Here is an 18,220-nt window from a genome sequence, read left to right as displayed (position 1 = left end):
CGCAGCCCGTCTGACCTGCTCGGTTTTTGGCCGCGCACAGATACCCGTTATCGTTGTGCGGTATGCCTCCATCCGGATCTTTGGTCCGGTCGGGGCAGCCGTCTGGGGCGACTCGGACGTAGGAAGGCGAAAACGAAAGAGGACCCGGAATGCCTCCCAAGAAGAAGAAGGTCACGGGGCTTATCAAGCTCCAGATCCAGGCCGGTGCCGCCAACCCGGCTCCGCCGGTGGGCCCCGCGCTGGGCCAGCACGGCGTCAACATCATGGAGTTCTGCAAGGCCTACAACGCCGCGACCGAGTCGCAGCGTGGCTGGGTCATCCCGGTGGAGATCACGGTCTACGAGGACCGCTCCTTCACCTTCATCACCAAGACCCCGCCGGCCGCGAAGATGATCCTCAAGGCCGCGGGTGTGGAGAAGGGCTCCGGCGAGCCGCACAAGACCAAGGTCGCCAAGATCACCCAGGCGCAGGTCCGCGAGATCGCCACGACCAAGATGCCCGACCTGAACGCCAACGACCTGGACGCCGCGTCGAAGATCATCGCCGGCACCGCCCGTTCCATGGGCATCACGGTCGAGGGCTGAAGCCCACCTCGTACGCCTTGAACCGTGGAAGGGCCTGCTCGGCCCGTACCACGACTCCTCAGAACACACAGGAGCAGTAGTGAGCAAGCGCAGCAAGTCTCTCCGCGCTGCGGACGCCAAGATCGACCGGGACAAGCTCTACGCCCCGCTCGAGGCCGTCCGTCTCGCCAAGGAGACCTCCACGACCAAGTTCGACGGCACCGTCGAGGTCGCCTTCCGCCTGGGTGTCGACCCGCGCAAGGCCGACCAGATGGTCCGTGGCACCGTGAACCTCCCGCACGGCACCGGTAAGACCGCCCGGGTCCTGGTCTTCGCGACCGGTGACCGTGCCGAGGCCGCGACCGCCGCGGGCGCCGACATCGTCGGCTCCGACGAGCTCATCGACGAGGTGGCGAAGGGCCGTCTGGACTTCGACGCCGTCGTCGCCACCCCGGACCTCATGGGCAAGGTCGGCCGCCTCGGCCGAGTCCTCGGCCCGCGTGGTCTGATGCCGAACCCGAAGACCGGCACCGTGACCCCGGACGTGGCCAAGGCCGTGACCGAGATCAAGGGCGGCAAGATCGAGTTCCGCGTCGACAAGCACTCGAACCTGCACTTCATCATCGGCAAGGCGTCCTTCGACGACACCCAGCTGGTGGAGAACTACGGCGCCGCGCTGGACGAGATCCTTCGTCTGAAGCCGTCGGCCGCCAAGGGTCGCTACATCAAGAAGGCCGCGATCAGCACCACGATCGGCCCCGGCGTTCCGGTCGACCCGAACCGCACCCGCAACCTCCTCGTCGAGGAGGACCCGGCTGCCGTCTGAGCCTTCCGCTCACCAAGGCAGCCGCGTCGCGCACGCGAACCCAGGACGGGCCCCGCACCTTTCGAGGTGCGGGGCCCGTCCCCTTTTTCCCGGCTCCCACGGGATGCGCGAACCCCGCCCCCGCGCCGGTGGCCTGCGCTAACGTGCCGATCACAGTCATCGCTCAGGGGTGGGGGACATGATCAGCACCGTGCTGCGGCGCGCGGGCCTGTCGCTGGCCGTGCTCGGCGCGCTGACCGGCGCCCTGACCGCCTGCGGCCCGGACGGCCCGTCGGCGGGCCGGGACGACGACCGGGGCGCCGCCGTCAGCCCCTCGGTCACCGCCGCCCTGAAAGAGGTCCGGAGCAGGACGCACCGGGCGGGATCGGCCCGCGTCGACTGCACCATGGCCCTGGGGGACACGGTGGCCACCCGGTCCAAGGGCACCCTCGGCTGGAGCAAGGGCCTCTCGGGCACCCTGACCATCACCTACACCGGCGGCAGTTGGGCCCGGACCATGCGGGAGCTCGGCAACACCTCCACGCCGGCCCGCTTCGTCTCCCGTGCCTACTACGCCCGGATGAGCGACCGGTTCGCCACCGTCTCCGGCAGCGGCAGGCACTGGATCCGGTACGACTACGACGCCTCCGTGAACTTCACCCCGGCCCAGTCCGTCGAACTGCTCCTGGCGGCGCCCGACGCCCGCGAGGTCGGAACGGAACGGGTCCGCGGAGTCCGTACGACGCACTACTCGGGCACCGCGACCGCGGCCGGGCTGGGCGGATCGCACCCCGGGCTGACCGCCGCCGAGGTGGCCGGTCTCCGGAAGTGGTTCACCCAGGCCGGGGTCACGAAGGAGAAGGTCGACATCTGGGTCGACGCCGAGGGCCTGCTGGTCAAGCGGTCGGAGCGGGGCGAGACGGGGAACGGCACCTCGCTGACGACGGCGTACTACCGCGACTTCGGGACGCCGGTCCGGGTCCCCGAGCGGCCGCCCGCCGACGACACCGTCGACTTCGCGGACCTCGCGGACACGAAGACCCCCTGACCCGGCCGTACCGGCCTCACGTGCCCCTCCGGCCCCACGGAACTCGGGAGACCGCGTGAATCCCGCTGGGTTACGCTCTGCGCTCTTGCTGTGAGAAGGCTGTCCGTTCCTTGGGGGGAACCATGCTGACGACTGTGCGCGGAACCGTACGACGCGGGACGACCGGAGTGGCACTCGCCGCCCTCGCCCTGGGCGGGGGAGCGGTCGCGTGTTCCAAGGGCGGCGAGGAGTCGCCGTCGATGGCGCCCGCCGCCGCCGTGGCCAAGGCCGCGAAGAACACGCAGGACATCACGTCCCTGCGGTACCGGATGAAGGGCCAGGTCCCGGAGCAGGGCCGGGTGGAGGCCGAGGCCTCGATGAGCATGAAGCCGATGGCCATGAGCATGAAGATGTCGGCGAAGGAGGCGGGGCCCGACAGCGGAGAGGTGGAGCTCCGCTTCGTCGACGGCGCGCTGTACGTGAGCGGCGGCGCCGAGGCCGCCGAGGAGATGGACGGCAAGCACTGGATGAAGTTCGGCGTCTCGGAGAAGGACGGCGCCTCCGGTGCCGGCGGCCTCGGCATGCAGGACCAGGTCGAGAAGAACCCGGCCCAGGAGTCCACGTTCCTCACCGGCTCCAAGGACGTGAAGAAGGTCGGCACCGAGAAGGTGGACGGCGTCGAGACCACCCACTACAAGGGCACGGTCACCCTCGACGAGTTCCGCGACGGGCTCAAGGACGAGGACAAGGCCACGCGCGAGTCGCGCGAGAAGAGCCTCAAGCAGTACGAGGACATGGGCGTCGACAAGCTCACCATGGACATGTGGATCGACGAGGACGAGCACACCAAGCAGTTCCGGATGCGCGGTGACGCGGACAAGGGCCCGCTCGACATGACCATCACCTTCCTCGACCTCAACAAGCCCGTGACGGTGCGCGCCCCGGCCGCAGCCGACACGGTCGACCTGGCCGAGGCCCTGAGCGACGCCCAGGAGGGCTGAGCCCGCCCCGGCGCCCGGCAGGCACCCGAACCAGGCGCTCCCCGCCCCGGCAGGGCGGGGAGCGCCGCGGTCCGGACCGGTGCCTTCCGGGCGGATTTGCTCGACGGCGATGCGGTCGCGTACGCTTCCACAGAAGCCAAAGACCGCTGGTCGTTGCCGTGCGCTCGTCAGAGAGTGCGGCGGCCGAAGGATCCGCTGAAACTGCGGACGACCCGCGTAGGTGACTGTGGATGTGTTCCCGTACGTTCGCTCGCGAGCAAACGGTTGAGCCACGCCCCTGCGCCTGCGCCGGGGCGTTTTGTTTTGTCGGCCTCTTCTGAGCGGTCCTCATCACCCGGAAGGAGGCCACGCTTATGGCAAGGCCCGACAAGGCTGCCGCGGTAGCCGAGCTCGCGGACCAGTTCCGCAGCTCGAACGCCGCCGTGCTGACCGAGTACCGGGGTCTCACCGTGGCGCAGCTCAAGACGCTGCGCCGTTCGCTCGGTGAAGACGCCCAGTACGCCGTGGTGAAGAACACGCTGACCAAGATCGCGGCCAACGAGGCCGGGATCAACCAGCTCGACGACCTGTTCAACGGTCCGACGGCGGTTGCCTTCATCACCGGTGACCCGGTGACGTCGGCGAAGGGTCTTCGTGACTTCGCCAAGGACAACCCCAACCTCGTCATCAAGGGCGGTGTCCTTGACGGCAAGGCGCTGTCCGCCGACGAGATCAAGAAGCTTGCGGACCTCGAGTCCCGCGAGGTTCTGCTCGCCAAGCTGGCGGGCGCCTTCAAGGGCAAGCAGACGCAGACTGCTCAGCTCCTCCAGGCGCTTCCCTCGAAGCTCGTCCGCACCGTGGACGCGCTCCGTGCCAAGCAGGCCGAGCAGGGCGGTGCCGAGTAATTCGGCTCGCGCATTGACCGCCGCCTGAGGCGACGGTCGTAGCGGGCCGAACGTACGCCCGCCTCACCAGTACATACCGGCACCAGCCGAATTAGTGGAAGGATCGCCCATCATGGCGAAGCTCAGCCAGGAAGACCTGCTCGCGCAGTTCGAGGAGATGACCCTCATCGAGCTCTCCGAGTTCGTGAAGGCGTTCGAGGAGAAGTTCGACGTCACCGCCGCCGCGGCCGTCGCCGTCGCCGGCCCCGCCGGCCCGGGCGCCCCGGCCGAGGCCGCTGAGGAGCAGGACGAGTTCGACGTCATCCTCACGGGTGCCGGCGACAAGAAGATCCAGGTCATCAAGGTCGTGCGTGAGCTGACCTCCCTGGGTCTGAAGGAGGCCAAGGACCTCGTGGACGGCGCTCCGAAGCCGGTCCTCGAGAAGGTCGCCAAGGAAGCCGCCGAGAAGGCCGCCGAGTCCCTCAAGGGCGCCGGCGCCTCCGTCGAGGTCAAGTAACACCACGAGTCCCGCCAGGGGCTCACGCGCGCCGACACAGCCGCTCGCAGAGCGCTGTAACGCTGACGCACCGAGGAGCGATCACCCACTTGGGTGGTCGCTCCTCGGCGTTCAGGGGGTCCCAGAGCGGCTGCCTTGCGCCGCCGGTCGCGACGAGTATGGTGATCTTCGTCGTGCCTCCGGCGGACCCCGGGACAGCGGTCAGTGACGTTGGCAGCACCTTGTTCGGGCTTGGGGGGCCTTGACGAACCGCACGGAGCGCGCAATTCTCAGGACGCGTCGTCACAACGATCCGGATCCGAGGCATGGATCGGCGGCGAAGAGGGCAGTATCGATGTGCATCGAGGGCGTGGCTTGCAGCAGGGGTTGAGAACAACGAGGGTCTTCAAAAACCCGCACTGGACATCAGTGGGCCTAGTGGCTACACTGACCCTTTGCGCTGCCTGTTAGCTGCCTCCTGCCCGTCACCAGGGGCATACCCTCGCTTGAGCACCGACGATCGAACCACCTCTGACCTGGCCGTACCGGCCGAATCAGGAACGGTCCGACTCTGTGCCCCAGCTGGGGACCGGTACGCGCGTAGTGAGTCCGAGCCCTCGGAAGGACCCCCTCTTGGCCGCCTCGCGCACTGCCTCGACCGCGAATACGAACAACGGCGCCAGCACCGCCCCGCTGCGCATCTCCTTTGCAAAGATCAAGGAGCCCCTCGAGGTTCCGAACCTTCTTGCGCTGCAAACCGAGAGCTTCGACTGGCTGCTCGGCAACGACGCGTGGAAGGCTCGTGTCGAGGCGGCTCTGGACAATGGACAGGACGTCCCCACCAAGTCCGGTCTGGAGGAGATCTTCGAGGAGATCTCCCCGATCGAGGACTTCTCCGGGTCGATGTCGCTGACCTTCCGCGACCACCGCTTCGAGCCTCCCAAGAACTCCATCGACGAGTGCAAGGAACGCGACTTCACGTACGCGGCCCCGCTCTTCGTCACCGCTGAGTTCACCAACAACGAGACCGGCGAGATCAAGTCCCAGACGGTCTTCATGGGCGACTTCCCGCTCATGACCAACAAGGGCACCTTCGTCATCAACGGCACCGAGCGTGTCGTGGTGTCGCAGCTGGTCCGTTCGCCGGGTGTCTACTTCGACTCCTCCATCGACAAGACGTCCGACAAGGACATCTTCTCGGCCAAGGTGATCCCCTCCCGGGGTGCCTGGCTGGAGATGGAGATCGACAAGCGCGACATGGTCGGTGTCCGCATCGACCGCAAGCGCAAGCAGTCCGTCACCGTTCTCCTGAAGGCTCTCGGCTGGACGACCGAGCAGATCCTCGAGGAGTTCGGCGAGTACGAGTCCATGCGCGCCACCCTGGAGAAGGACCACACCCAGGGCCAGGACGACGCGCTCCTCGACATCTACCGCAAGCTGCGTCCGGGCGAGCCGCCGACCCGCGAGGCCGCGCAGACCCTGCTCGAGAACCTCTACTTCAACCCCAAGCGCTACGACCTCGCCAAGGTCGGCCGCTACAAGGTGAACAAGAAGCTCGGCGGCGAGGCCCCGCTGGACGCCGGCGTCCTGACCGTCGAGGACATCATCTCGACGATCAAGTACCTGGTGAAGCTGCACGCCGGCGAGACCGAGACGGTCGGTGACAACGGCACCTCGATCGTCGTCGAGACCGACGACATCGACCACTTCGGCAACCGTCGTCTGCGCAACGTCGGCGAGCTCATCCAGAACCAGGTCCGCACGGGTCTGGCTCGTATGGAGCGTGTCGTCCGCGAGCGGATGACGACCCAGGACGTCGAGGCGATCACGCCGCAGACCCTGATCAACATCCGGCCGGTCGTCGCCTCCATCAAGGAGTTCTTCGGCACCAGCCAGCTCTCGCAGTTCATGGACCAGAACAACCCGCTGTCGGGTCTGACGCACAAGCGTCGTCTCTCGGCGCTGGGCCCCGGTGGTCTGTCGCGTGAGCGGGCCGGCTTCGAGGTCCGTGACGTGCACCCCTCGCACTACGGCCGCATGTGCCCGATCGAGACCCCCGAAGGCCCGAACATCGGCCTGATCGGCTCGCTCGCCTCCTACGGCCGGGTCAACGCGTTCGGTTTCGTCGAGACGCCCTACCGCCGGGTCACCGACGGTGTCGTCACCGACGAGGTCGACTACCTGACCGCCGACGAGGAGGACCGCTTCGTCATCGCCCAGGCCAACGCGCCGCTGGGTGAGGACTTCCGGTTCGAGGAGTCGCGCGTCCTGGTCCGCCGTCGTGGCGGAGAGGTCGACTACGTCCCCGGTGACGACGTCGACTACATGGACGTCTCGCCGCGCCAGATGGTGTCGGTCGCGACCGCCATGATCCCGTTCCTCGAGCACGACGACGCCAACCGTGCCCTCATGGGCGCGAACATGATGCGTCAGGCCGTGCCGCTCATCAAGTCCGAGGCGCCGCTGGTCGGCACCGGCATGGAGTACCGCTGCGCGGTCGACGCCGGTGACGTCCTGAAGTCGGAGAAGGACGGTGTGGTCCAGGAGGTCTCCGCGGACTACATCACCACCGCCAACGACGACGGCACGTACACCACGTACCGCCTCGCCAAGTTCTCGCGCTCGAACCAGGGCACCTCGGTCAACCAGAAGGTTGTCGTGGACGAGGGCGCCCGCGTCATCGCCGGCCAGGTCCTGGCCGACGGTCCCGCGACCGAGAACGGCGAGATGGCGCTCGGCAAGAACCTGCTCGTGGCGTTCATGCCGTGGGAGGGTCACAACTACGAGGACGCGATCATCCTGTCGCAGCGCCTCGTGCAGGACGACGTCCTCTCCTCGATCCACATCGAGGAGCACGAGGTCGACGCCCGTGACACCAAGCTCGGCCCCGAGGAGATCACCCGGGACATCCCGAACGTCTCCGAGGAGGTCCTCGCCGACCTCGACGAGCGCGGCATCATCCGTATCGGTGCCGAGGTCGTCGCCGGCGACATCCTCGTCGGCAAGGTCACGCCCAAGGGCGAGACCGAGCTGACCCCCGAGGAGCGCCTGCTCCGCGCGATCTTCGGTGAGAAGGCGCGCGAGGTGCGCGACACCTCGCTGAAGGTGCCGCACGGCGAGATCGGCAAGGTCATCGGCGTCCGCGTCTTCGACCGCGAGGAGGGCGACGAGCTTCCCCCCGGTGTGAACCAGCTGGTGCGCGTGTACGTGGCGCAGAAGCGCAAGATCACCGACGGTGACAAGCTCGCCGGCCGTCACGGCAACAAGGGCGTCATCTCCAAGATCCTGCCGATCGAGGACATGCCGTTCCTGGAGGACGGCACCCCGGTCGACATCATCCTCAACCCGCTGGGTGTCCCGTCCCGAATGAACCCGGGACAGGTCCTGGAGATCCACCTCGGCTGGCTCGCCAGCCGCGGCTGGGACGTCTCCGGTCTCGGCGAGGAGTGGGCGCAGCGCCTGCAGGCCATCGGTGCCGACCAGGTCGACCCGGGCACGAACGTCGCGACCCCCGTCTTCGACGGTGCGCGCGAGGACGAGCTCGCGGGTCTGCTGCAGCACACCATCCCGAACCGCGACGGCGAGCGCATGGTGCTCCCCTCCGGCAAGGCGAGGCTGTTCGACGGCCGCTCCGGCGAGCCGTTCCCGGAGCCGATCTCGGTCGGCTACATGTACATCCTCAAGCTCCACCACCTGGTCGACGACAAGCTGCACGCCCGGTCGACCGGTCCGTACTCGATGATCACCCAGCAGCCGCTGGGTGGTAAGGCCCAGTTCGGTGGCCAGCGCTTCGGTGAGATGGAGGTGTGGGCGCTGGAGGCATACGGCGCCGCGTACGCCCTCCAGGAGCTGCTGACCATCAAGTCCGACGACGTGACCGGCCGCGTGAAGGTCTACGAGGCCATCGTCAAGGGCGAGAACATCCCCGAGCCCGGCATCCCCGAGTCCTTCAAGGTGCTCATCAAGGAGATGCAGTCCCTGTGCCTCAACGTGGAGGTGCTGTCCTCGGACGGCATGTCCATCGAGATGCGCGACACCGACGAGGACGTCTTCCGCGCTGCGGAAGAGCTCGGCATCGACCTGTCCCGGCGCGAGCCGAGCAGCGTCGAAGAGGTCTGACGGGAGTTCGGCCCGGGGCTCAGCGATGAGCCCCGGCCGGCCCCAGGACCCCCGTTTCAGACCCCTAAGACTTACAACCCTGAGAGGGATTGACGCATAGTGCTCGACGTCAACTTCTTCGATGAGCTCCGGATCGGTCTGGCAACCGCTGACGACATCCGTCAGTGGAGCCACGGCGAGGTCAAGAAGCCCGAGACCATCAACTACCGCACGCTCAAGCCCGAAAAGGACGGACTCTTCTGCGAGAAGATCTTCGGTCCGACCCGGGACTGGGAGTGCTACTGCGGCAAGTACAAGCGTGTCCGCTTCAAGGGCATCATCTGCGAGCGCTGCGGCGTCGAGGTCACTCGCGCCAAGGTGCGTCGTGAGCGGATGGGTCACATCGAACTGGCCGCTCCCGTCACCCACATCTGGTACTTCAAGGGCGTCCCGTCGCGCCTGGGCTACCTGCTCGACCTGGCCCCGAAGGACCTCGAGAAGGTCATCTACTTCGCCGCGTACATGATCACGTACGTGGACGAGGAGCGCCGTACGCGTGACCTGCCCTCGCTGGAGGCGCACGTCTCCGTCGAGCGTCAGCAGGTCGAGAACCGTCGCGACGCCGACCTCGAGGCCCGCGCCAAGAAGCTCGAGACCGACCTGGCCGAGCTCGAGGCCGAGGGTGCGAAGGCCGACGTGCGCCGCAAGGTGCGCGAGGGTGCCGAGCGCGAGATGAAGCAGCTGCGCGACCGTGCGCAGCGCGAGATCGACCGCCTCGACGAGGTCTGGACCCGGTTCAAGAACCTCAAGGTCCAGGACCTGGAGGGTGACGAGCTCCTCTACCGCGAGCTGCGTGACCGCTTCGGCACGTACTTCGACGGTTCGATGGGTGCCGCGGCGCTGCAGAAGCGCCTGGAGTCCTTCGACCTCGACGAGGAGGCCGAGCGCCTCCGCGAGATCATCCGCACCGGCAAGGGCCAGAAGAAGACCCGCGCGCTCAAGCGCCTCAAGGTCGTCTCCGCGTTCCTGCAGACCAGCAACAGCCCCAAGGGCATGGTGCTCGACTGCGTGCCGGTCATCCCGCCGGACCTGCGTCCGATGGTGCAGCTGGACGGTGGCCGCTTCGCGACCTCCGACCTGAACGACCTGTACCGCCGCGTGATCAACCGCAACAACCGCCTGAAGCGGCTTCTCGACCTCGGCGCGCCCGAGATCATCGTGAACAACGAGAAGCGCATGCTCCAGGAGGCCGTGGACGCCCTCTTCGACAACGGTCGTCGTGGTCGCCCGGTCACCGGTCCCGGTAACCGCCCGCTGAAGTCCCTGAGCGACATGCTCAAGGGCAAGCAGGGTCGTTTCCGTCAGAACCTTCTCGGTAAGCGTGTGGACTACTCCGCGCGTTCCGTGATCGTCGTCGGTCCGCAGCTGAAGCTGCACCAGTGCGGTCTGCCCAAGGCCATGGCGCTGGAGCTCTTCAAGCCGTTCGTGATGAAGCGCCTGGTGGACCTGAACCACGCGCAGAACATCAAGAGCGCCAAGCGGATGGTCGAGCGCGGCCGCACGGTCGTGTACGACGTCCTGGAAGAGGTCATCGCCGAGCACCCGGTTCTGCTGAACCGTGCGCCGACGCTGCACCGCCTCGGCATCCAGGCCTTCGAGCCGCAGCTGGTCGAGGGCAAGGCCATCCAGATCCACCCGCTCGTCTGCACCGCGTTCAACGCGGACTTCGACGGTGACCAGATGGCCGTGCACCTGCCGCTCTCCGCGGAGGCGCAGGCCGAGGCCCGCATCCTGATGCTGTCCTCGAACAACATCCTCAAGCCGGCCGACGGCCGCCCGGTCACGATGCCGACCCAGGACATGGTCCTCGGTCTGTTCTTCCTGACCACCGACGGTGCCCTGCGCAACGTCAAGGGCGAGGAGCGCTCCTTCGCGTCCGTCGCCGAGGCGATCATGGCGTTCGACGCCGGCGAGCTCTCGCTGCAGTCCCGCGTGGACATCCGCTTCCCGGTGGGCACCATCCCGCCGCGCGGCTGGACCCCGCCGGAGCGCGAGGAGGGCGAGCCGGAGTGGCAGCAGGGTGACACCTTCCGCCTCCGTACGACGCTGGGCCGTGCGCTCTTCAACGAGCTGCTGCCCGAGGACTACCCGTTCGTCGACTACGAGGTCGGCAAGAAGCAGCTCTCCGAGATCGTCAACGACCTCGCCGAGCGCTACCCCAAGGTCATCGTGGCGGCGACGCTCGACAACCTGAAGGCGGCCGGCTTCTTCTGGGCGACCCGCTCCGGCGTGACCGTGGCCATCTCCGACATCGTCGTTCCCGAGGCGAAGAAGGAGATCGTCAAGGGTTACGAGGCGCAGGACGAGAAGGTCCAGAAGCAGTACGAGCGCGGTCTGATCACCAAGGACGAGCGCACGCAGGAGCTCATCGCGATCTGGACCAAGGCGACCAACGAGGTCGCCGAGGCGATGAACGCGAACTTCCCGAAGACGAACCCCATCTTCATGATGGTCGACTCGGGTGCCCGCGGAAACATGATGCAGATGCGTCAGATCGCCGGTATGCGTGGTCTGGTGTCGAACGCCAAGAACGAGACGATCCCGCGTCCCATCAAGGCGTCCTTCCGTGAGGGCCTGTCCGTGCTGGAGTACTTCATCTCCACGCACGGTGCCCGTAAGGGTCTGGCCGACACCGCTCTGCGTACCGCCGACTCGGGTTACCTCACCCGTCGTCTGGTCGACGTCTCCCAGGACGTCATCATCCGCGAGGAGGACTGCGGCACCGACCGCGGTCTGCGCCTGGCGATCGCCGAGCGCGGCGCCGACGGCGTCCTGCGCAAGGCGGACAACGTCGAGACCAGCGTGTACGCACGTGCGCTGGCCGAGGACATCGTCGTCGACGGTGTGGTGCTGGCCCCGGCCAACACCGACCTGGGCGACGTCCTCATCGACGAGCTGGTCAGGCACGGCATCGAGGAGGTCAAGACCCGTTCGGTCCTGACCTGCGAGTCCGCCGTCGGCACCTGCGCCATGTGCTACGGCCGCTCGCTGGCCACCGGCAAGCTGGTCGACATCGGTGAGGCGGTCGGCATCATCGCCGCCCAGTCCATCGGTGAGCCCGGTACCCAGCTGACGATGCGTACCTTCCACACCGGTGGTGTGGCCGGTGACGACATCACCCAGGGTCTGCCCCGTGTCGTCGAGCTCTTCGAGGCTCGTACGCCGAAGGGTGTCGCCCCGATCTCCGAGGCGGACGGCCGTGTCCGCATCGAGGAGACGGAGAAGACCAAGAAGATCGTCATCACTCCCGACGACGGCAGCGACGAGACGGCGTTCCCGATCTCGAAGCGTGCCCGTCTGCTGGTGAGCGAGGGCGACCACGTCGGGGTGGGCCAGAAGCTCACCGTGGGTGCCACCAACCCGCACGACGTGCTGCGGATCCTCGGTCAGCGCGCGGTCCAGGTCCACCTGGTCGGCGAGGTCCAGAAGGTCTACAACTCGCAGGGTGTGTCGATCCACGACAAGCACATCGAGATCATCATCCGGCAGATGCTCCGCCGGGTGACGATCATCGAGTCCGGCGACGCGGAGCTGCTGCCGGGCGAGCTGGTCGAGCGCGGCAAGTTCGAGACCGAGAACCGTCGTGTGGTCCAGGAAGGCGGCCACCCGGCCTCCGGCCGTCCGCAGCTGATGGGTATCACCAAGGCCTCGCTCGCCACCGAGTCGTGGCTGTCGGCGGCGTCCTTCCAGGAGACGACCAGGGTTCTGACGGACGCGGCGATCAACGCCAAGTCCGACTCCCTGATCGGCCTCAAGGAGAACGTCATCATCGGTAAGCTCATCCCGGCCGGTACGGGTCTGTCCCGCTACCGCAACATCCGGGTCGAGCCGACCGAGGAGGCCAAGGCCGCGATGTACTCGGCCGTCGGCTACGACGACATCGACTACTCGCCGTTCGGCACGGGCTCCGGCCAGGCCGTTCCGCTGGAGGACTACGACTACGGTCCGTACAACCAGTAAGGCGTAGGTCTGTCGGCGGGCGGCCGTCCCTTCGGGGATGGCCGCCCGCCGGCGTGTACGGGGGAGCGGTGCCGCGCCGGCACGGATGCGGCCGTCCCGCGGGCACGCTCGCTGCCTCTGAGGGCGGCGCGTGGGCCCGGGGCACCCCGGCGCCCGTACGGGGTGCGGGGGCGTCTGGAGGGCCCCTGGGGCCCCTCAGAGCCCTGCTCGGAGCCGCCGGCCGGGGTGTTGCGGCGGTGTGGCGATCGTGTGGCGGACCCGGCGTGTCCTGCGCGAGAGCATTTGTTTTGACCGGAGTGGATGCGATAGGTACGCTCAGACCTTGTGCCTGGGGTGTGCCCTGGCTCCCGTGCGTGCCTTCAAACCGCAAGGGGAGCCGTCAGCGGCCACCGCAATCTGCGCCCTTTCCGCCTCACGGCGGGAATCTGCAGTATTCGACACACCCGACCGCGTGGGTCGGCGATGTTCCAGGTTAGCTTCACCATTCGGCACACAGAAACCGGAGAAGTAGTGCCTACGATCCAGCAGCTGGTCCGGAAGGGCCGGCAGGACAAGGTCGAGAAGAACAAGACGCCCGCACTCGAGGGTTCGCCCCAGCGTCGCGGCGTCTGCACGCGTGTGTTCACGACCACCCCGAAGAAGCCGAACTCGGCCCTGCGTAAGGTCGCGCGTGTGCGTCTGACCAGCGGGATCGAGGTCACTGCTTACATTCCGGGTGAGGGACACAACCTGCAGGAGCACTCGATCGTGCTCGTGCGCGGCGGCCGTGTGAAGGACCTGCCCGGTGTTCGTTACAAGATCATCCGCGGTTCGCTCGACACCCAGGGTGTCAAGAACCGCAAGCAGGCCCGCAGCCGCTACGGCGCCAAGAAGGAGAAGTAAGAATGCCTCGTAAGGGCCCCGCCCCGAAGCGCCCGGTCATCATCGACCCGGTCTACGGTTCTCCTCTTGTCACCTCCCTGATCAACAAGGTGCTGCTGAACGGCAAGCGCTCCACCGCCGAGCGCATCGTGTACGGCGCCATGGAGGGCCTGCGCGAGAAGACCGGCAACGACCCGGTCATCACGCTGAAGCGCGCTCTTGAGAACATCAAGCCGACCCTCGAGGTCAAGTCCCGCCGTGTCGGTGGTGCGACGTACCAGGTTCCGATCGAGGTCAAGCCCGGTCGTGCCAACACGCTCGCGCTGCGCTGGCTGGTCGGTTACTCCCGCGCCCGTCGCGAGAAGACCATGACCGAGCGTCTGCTCAACGAGCTTCTCGACGCCTCCAACGGCCTTGGTGCCGCTGTGAAGAAGCGCGAGGACACCCACAAGATGGCCGAGTCCAACAAGGCCTTCGCGCACTACCGCTGGTAGTCGCTACCCACATCGAGACCGAGAGAAGACTGAAGCCTTATGGCTACCACTTCACTTGACCTGGCCAGGGTCCGCAACATCGGGATCATGGCCCACATCGACGCGGGCAAGACGACCACCACCGAGCGGATCCTCTTCTACACCGGCGTTTCGTACAAGATCGGTGAGGTCCACGACGGCGCTGCCACCATGGACTGGATGGAGCAGGAGCAGGAGCGTGGCATCACGATCACGTCTGCTGCCACCACCTGTCACTGGCCGCTCGAGGACAACGACTACACGATCAACATCATCGACACCCCGGGGCACGTCGACTTCACCGTCGAGGTGGAGCGCTCCCTGCGTGTGCTCGACGGTGCCGTGACGGTGTTCGACGGTGTCGCCGGTGTTGAGCCGCAGTCCGAGACCGTGTGGCGTCAGGCCGACCGCTACGGCGTGCCGCGTATCTGCTTCGTCAACAAGCTCGACCGGACCGGCGCGGAGTTCCACCGCTGCGTCGACATGATCTCGGACCGCCTTGGTGCGCAGCCGCTGGTCATGCAGCTTCCGATCGGTGCCGAGGCCGACTTCAAGGGCGTCGTGGACCTGGTCCGCATGAAGGCGCTCGTGTGGTCCGCCGAGGCGGCGAAGGGCGAGATGTACGACGTCGTCGACATCCCGGCCACGCACACCGAGGCCGCCGAGGAATGGCGGAACAAGCTGGTCGAGGCCGTCGCGGAGAACGACGAAGAGATCATGGAGCTGTACCTCGAGGGCCAGGAGCCCACCGAGGAGCAGCTGTACGCCGCGATCCGTCGCATCACCATCGCGTCCGGCAAGTCCAACGACACCACGGTCACCCCGGTGTTCTGTGGCACCGCGTTCAAGAACAAGGGCGTCCAGCCCCTGCTCGACGCGGTCGTGCGCTACCTGCCGACCCCGCTCGACGTCGAGGCCATCGAAGGCCACGACGTGAAGGACCCCGAGCTGGTCGTCCGGCGCAAGCCGTCCGAGGACGAGCCGCTGTCCGCCCTCGCGTTCAAGATCATGAGCGACCCGCACCTGGGCAAGCTCACCTTCGTCCGGGTTTACTCGGGCCGCCTGGAGTCCGGCACCGCGGTGCTGAACTCCGTCAAGGGCAAGAAGGAGCGCATCGGCAAGATCTACCGCATGCACGCGAACAAGCGTGAGGAGATCGAGTCGGTGGGCGCCGGCGACATCGTCGCCGTGATGGGCCTCAAGCAGACCACCACCGGTGAGACGCTGAGCGACGACAAGAACCCGGTCATCCTGGAGTCCATGGACTTCCCGGCGCCGGTCATCCAGGTCGCCATCGAGCCCAAGTCCAAGGGTGACCAGGAGAAGCTGGGTGTCGCCATCCAGCGTCTCGCGGAGGAGGACCCCTCCTTCCAGGTCCACTCGGACGAGGAGACCGGCCAGACCATCATCGGTGGTATGGGCGAGCTGCACCTCGAGGTGCTGGTCGACCGTATGCGCCGTGAGTTCAAGGTCGAGGCCAACGTCGGTAAGCCGCAGGTCGCGTACCGTGAGACGATCCGCAAGGCCGTCGAGCGCGTGGACTACACCCACAAGAAGCAGACCGGTGGTACCGGTCAGTTCGCCAAGGTGCAGATCGCGATCGAGCCGATCGAGGGTGGCGACGCCTCCTACGAGTTCGTGAACAAGGTGACCGGTGGTCGTATCCCGAAGGAGTACATCCCTTCGGTCGACGCCGGTGCGCAGGAGGCCATGCAGTTCGGCATCCTCGCCGGGTACGAGATGACGGGCGTCCGCGTCACGCTTCTCGACGGTGCCTACCACGAGGTCGACTCCTCCGAGCTGGCGTTCAAGATCGCCGGTTCGCAGGCGTTCAAGGAGGCCGCGCGCAAGGCCAGCCCTGTGCTGCTCGAGCCGATGATGGCCGTCGAGGTCACCACGCCCGAGGACTACATGGGTGAGGTCATCGGCGACATCAACTCCCGCCGTGGTCAGATCCAGGCCATGGAGGAGCGTGCCGGTGCGCGCGTCGTGAAGGGCCTCGTGCCCCTCTCGGAGATGTTCGGCTACGTCGGCGACCTCCGCAGCAAGACCTCGGGTCGCGCAAGCTACTCGATGCAGTTCGACTCCTACGCCGAGGTTCCCCGGAACGTCGCCGAGGAGATCATCGCGAAGGCCAAGGGCGAGTAACACACCCCGTTTACACGCTTTAGGCTTGACACCGACCGCCGGGGATCACCCCGGTAAGGGAGAACCCCGGCGGGCGGCATCCCAGCAAAGATCACCTGGCGCCGATGAGTAAGGCGTACCAGAACCACTCCACAGGAGGACCCAGTGGCGAAGGCGAAGTTCGAGCGGACTAAGCCGCACGTCAACATCGGCACCATCGGTCACATTGACCACGGTAAGACGACCCTCACGGCCGCCATTACCAAGGTGCTGCACGACGCGTACCCGGACCTGAACGAGGCCTCGGCCTTCGACCAGATCGACAAGGCTCCTGAGGAGCGCCAGCGCGGTATCACCATCTCCATCGCGCACGTCGAGTACCAGACCGAGACGCGTCACTACGCCCACGTCGACTGCCCCGGTCACGCGGACTACATCAAGAACATGATCACGGGTGCGGCGCAGATGGACGGCGCCATCCTCGTGGTCGCCGCCACCGACGGCCCGATGCCGCAGACCAAGGAGCACGTGCTCCTGGCCCGCCAGGTCGGCGTCCCCTACATCGTCGTCGCCCTGAACAAGGCCGACATGGTGGACGACGAGGAGATCCTGGAGCTCGTCGAGCTCGAGGTTCGTGAGCTCCTCTCCGAGTACGAGTTCCCGGGCGACGACCTTCCGGTCGTCAAGGTCTCGGCGCTCAAGGCCCTCGAGGGCGACAAGGAGTGGGGCCAGTCCGTCCTCGACCTGATGAAGGCCGTCGACGAGAACATCCCGCAGCCCGAGCGTGACGTCGACAAGCCGTTCCTCATGCCGATCGAGGACGTCTTCACGATCACCGGTCGCGGTACGGTCGTCACCGGCCGTATCGAGCGTGGTGTCCTGAAGGTCAACGAGACCGTCGACATCGTGGGCATCAAGCAGGAGAAGACCACCACCACGGTCACCGGCATCGAGATGTTCCGCAAGCTGCTCGACGAGGGCCAGGCCGGTGAGAACGTCGGTCTGCTCCTCCGTGGCATCAAGCGCGAGGACGTCGAGCGCGGCCAGGTCATCATCAAGCCCGGTTCGGTCACGCCGCACACCGAGTTCGAGGCCCAGGCCTACATCCTGTCCAAGGACGAGGGTGGCCGCCACACGCCGTTCTTCAACAACTACCGTCCGCAGTTCTACTTCCGTACGACTGACGTGACCGGTGTTGTGACCCTCCCCGAGGGCACGGAGATGGTCATGCCGGGCGACAACACTGAGATGAAGGTCGAGCTCATCCAGCCCGTCGCCATGGAGGAGGGCCTCAAGTTCGCCATCCGTGAGGGTGGCCGGACCGTCGGCGCCGGCCAGGTCACCAAGATCAACAAGTAAGCATCGCTTGCCTGTTGGGCTTGAACGCCTGGTAGCTCTTCCCTGAGCTCCTGAAGGGGCCCGCACGACTTCGGTCGGGCGGGCCTCTTTGCGTTGGGGGATGTGAGTACGGTGCCCATGTGCGGCTTGGGGCGAGGGTGCTGAGTGGCGGGGCACAGCGATGTCCCGCGAGCCCTCGCGCCCGGGCTCCGCGGCGACGCGAGCCGGCTGCAACGAGGGCTGCCAGTCGTCGGACGGCGTCACCGAACACACGGGTGCGCGTGGGGTGTGAAGGCCGCTCCGCCGCCCGATCCTAGGAAGCAGGGATCTCTGACGTGAAGACCGAACTGGGCGCCTTGACGCTCGCCGTCCCCCTGGCTCTGATCGCCCTCACCGGATGCGGCATGACCGCCGGCGGATCCACGGGGATTCCGTCCGCCGGCATCAGCACCTCGCGTGACGCCTCGGACGCGATGGAGGAGGTGCCGAGTGGGATCCGTGAGCTGATC

12 protein-coding genes are annotated in these 18,220 nt (G+C 66.8%); all 12 read left to right on the top strand.

The window, feature by feature from the left end; all coding sequences use genetic code 11:
• Positions 1 to 149: 149 nt before the first annotated feature.
• On the top strand, positions 150 to 584 hold the full coding sequence (gene rplK / locus ACFYQQ_RS34385; RefSeq protein WP_030359033.1) for a 50S ribosomal protein L11: 435 nt from the start codon (positions 150 to 152) through the stop codon (positions 582 to 584).
• Between the two features lie 79 nt (positions 585 to 663).
• Positions 664 to 1,389, top strand: coding sequence for a 50S ribosomal protein L1 (gene rplA / locus ACFYQQ_RS34380; protein ID WP_356167199.1), 726 nt, complete (start codon positions 664 to 666; stop codon positions 1,387 to 1,389).
• 178 nt (positions 1,390 to 1,567) lie between these two features.
• Positions 1,568 to 2,416, top strand: a complete 849-nt coding sequence (locus ACFYQQ_RS34375) for a hypothetical protein (protein WP_356167202.1) — start codon at positions 1,568 to 1,570, stop codon at positions 2,414 to 2,416.
• Positions 2,417 to 2,538: 122 nt separating this feature from the next.
• Positions 2,539 to 3,396, top strand: coding sequence for a DUF1396 domain-containing protein (locus ACFYQQ_RS34370; protein WP_388906490.1), 858 nt, complete (start codon positions 2,539 to 2,541; stop codon positions 3,394 to 3,396).
• 353 nt (positions 3,397 to 3,749) lie between these two features.
• Positions 3,750 to 4,280, top strand: coding sequence for a 50S ribosomal protein L10 (rplJ, locus tag ACFYQQ_RS34365; RefSeq protein WP_355788074.1), 531 nt, complete (start codon positions 3,750 to 3,752; stop codon positions 4,278 to 4,280).
• Positions 4,281 to 4,392: 112 nt separating this feature from the next.
• Positions 4,393 to 4,776, top strand: coding sequence for a 50S ribosomal protein L7/L12 (rplL, locus tag ACFYQQ_RS34360; protein WP_355788072.1), 384 nt, complete (start codon positions 4,393 to 4,395; stop codon positions 4,774 to 4,776).
• 612 nt (positions 4,777 to 5,388) lie between these two features.
• A complete protein-coding gene (gene rpoB, locus ACFYQQ_RS34355; protein ID WP_355788069.1) occupies positions 5,389 to 8,874 on the top strand; it encodes a DNA-directed RNA polymerase subunit beta in 3,486 nt (1,161 codons plus the stop codon).
• Between the two features lie 99 nt (positions 8,875 to 8,973).
• On the top strand, positions 8,974 to 12,873 hold the full coding sequence (locus tag ACFYQQ_RS34350) for a DNA-directed RNA polymerase subunit beta' (RefSeq protein WP_356167209.1): 3,900 nt from the start codon (positions 8,974 to 8,976) through the stop codon (positions 12,871 to 12,873).
• A gap of 510 nt (positions 12,874 to 13,383) precedes the next feature.
• Entirely contained in the window at positions 13,384 to 13,755 is a 372-nt protein-coding gene (rpsL, locus tag ACFYQQ_RS34345) for a 30S ribosomal protein S12 (RefSeq protein WP_003948652.1), read from the top strand.
• A 2-nt stretch (positions 13,756 to 13,757) separates the two neighbouring features.
• Positions 13,758 to 14,228, top strand: coding sequence for a 30S ribosomal protein S7 (rpsG, locus tag ACFYQQ_RS34340; RefSeq protein ID WP_003974303.1), 471 nt, complete (start codon positions 13,758 to 13,760; stop codon positions 14,226 to 14,228).
• 39 nt (positions 14,229 to 14,267) lie between these two features.
• Positions 14,268 to 16,394: an elongation factor G gene (fusA, locus tag ACFYQQ_RS34335; RefSeq protein WP_355791266.1), complete on the top strand. Its 2,127-nt coding sequence runs from the start codon at positions 14,268 to 14,270 to the stop codon at positions 16,392 to 16,394.
• A gap of 144 nt (positions 16,395 to 16,538) precedes the next feature.
• Complete coding sequence (gene tuf / locus ACFYQQ_RS34330; protein WP_093905285.1) at positions 16,539 to 17,732, top strand: elongation factor Tu; 1,194 nt, start codon at positions 16,539 to 16,541, stop codon at positions 17,730 to 17,732.
• The last annotated feature ends 488 nt before the right edge of the window (positions 17,733 to 18,220 follow it).

It is taken from the genome of Streptomyces sp. NPDC005496, assembly GCF_042872045.1.
Taxonomy (GTDB): Bacteria; Actinomycetota; Actinomycetes; order Streptomycetales; family Streptomycetaceae; genus Streptomyces.
This window is presented reverse-complemented; position numbering and strand designations above follow the sequence as displayed.

Excerpts from the sequence above, each read along its gene's own strand:
- rplK (WP_030359033.1), top strand. The coding sequence starts at position 150 with ATGCCTCCCAAGAAGAAGAAGGTCACGGGGCTTATCAAGCTCCAGATC.
- ACFYQQ_RS34375 (WP_356167202.1), top strand. The coding sequence starts at position 1,568 with ATGATCAGCACCGTGCTGCGGCGCGCGGGCCTGTCGCTGGCCGTGCTC.
- ACFYQQ_RS34370 (WP_388906490.1), top strand. The coding sequence starts at position 2,539 with ATGCTGACGACTGTGCGCGGAACCGTACGACGCGGGACGACCGGAGTG.
- rplJ (WP_355788074.1), top strand. The coding sequence starts at position 3,750 with ATGGCAAGGCCCGACAAGGCTGCCGCGGTAGCCGAGCTCGCGGACCAG.
- rplL (WP_355788072.1), top strand. The coding sequence starts at position 4,393 with ATGGCGAAGCTCAGCCAGGAAGACCTGCTCGCGCAGTTCGAGGAGATG.
- rpsG (WP_003974303.1), top strand. The coding sequence starts at position 13,758 with ATGCCTCGTAAGGGCCCCGCCCCGAAGCGCCCGGTCATCATCGACCCG.
- fusA (WP_355791266.1), top strand. The coding sequence starts at position 14,268 with ATGGCTACCACTTCACTTGACCTGGCCAGGGTCCGCAACATCGGGATC.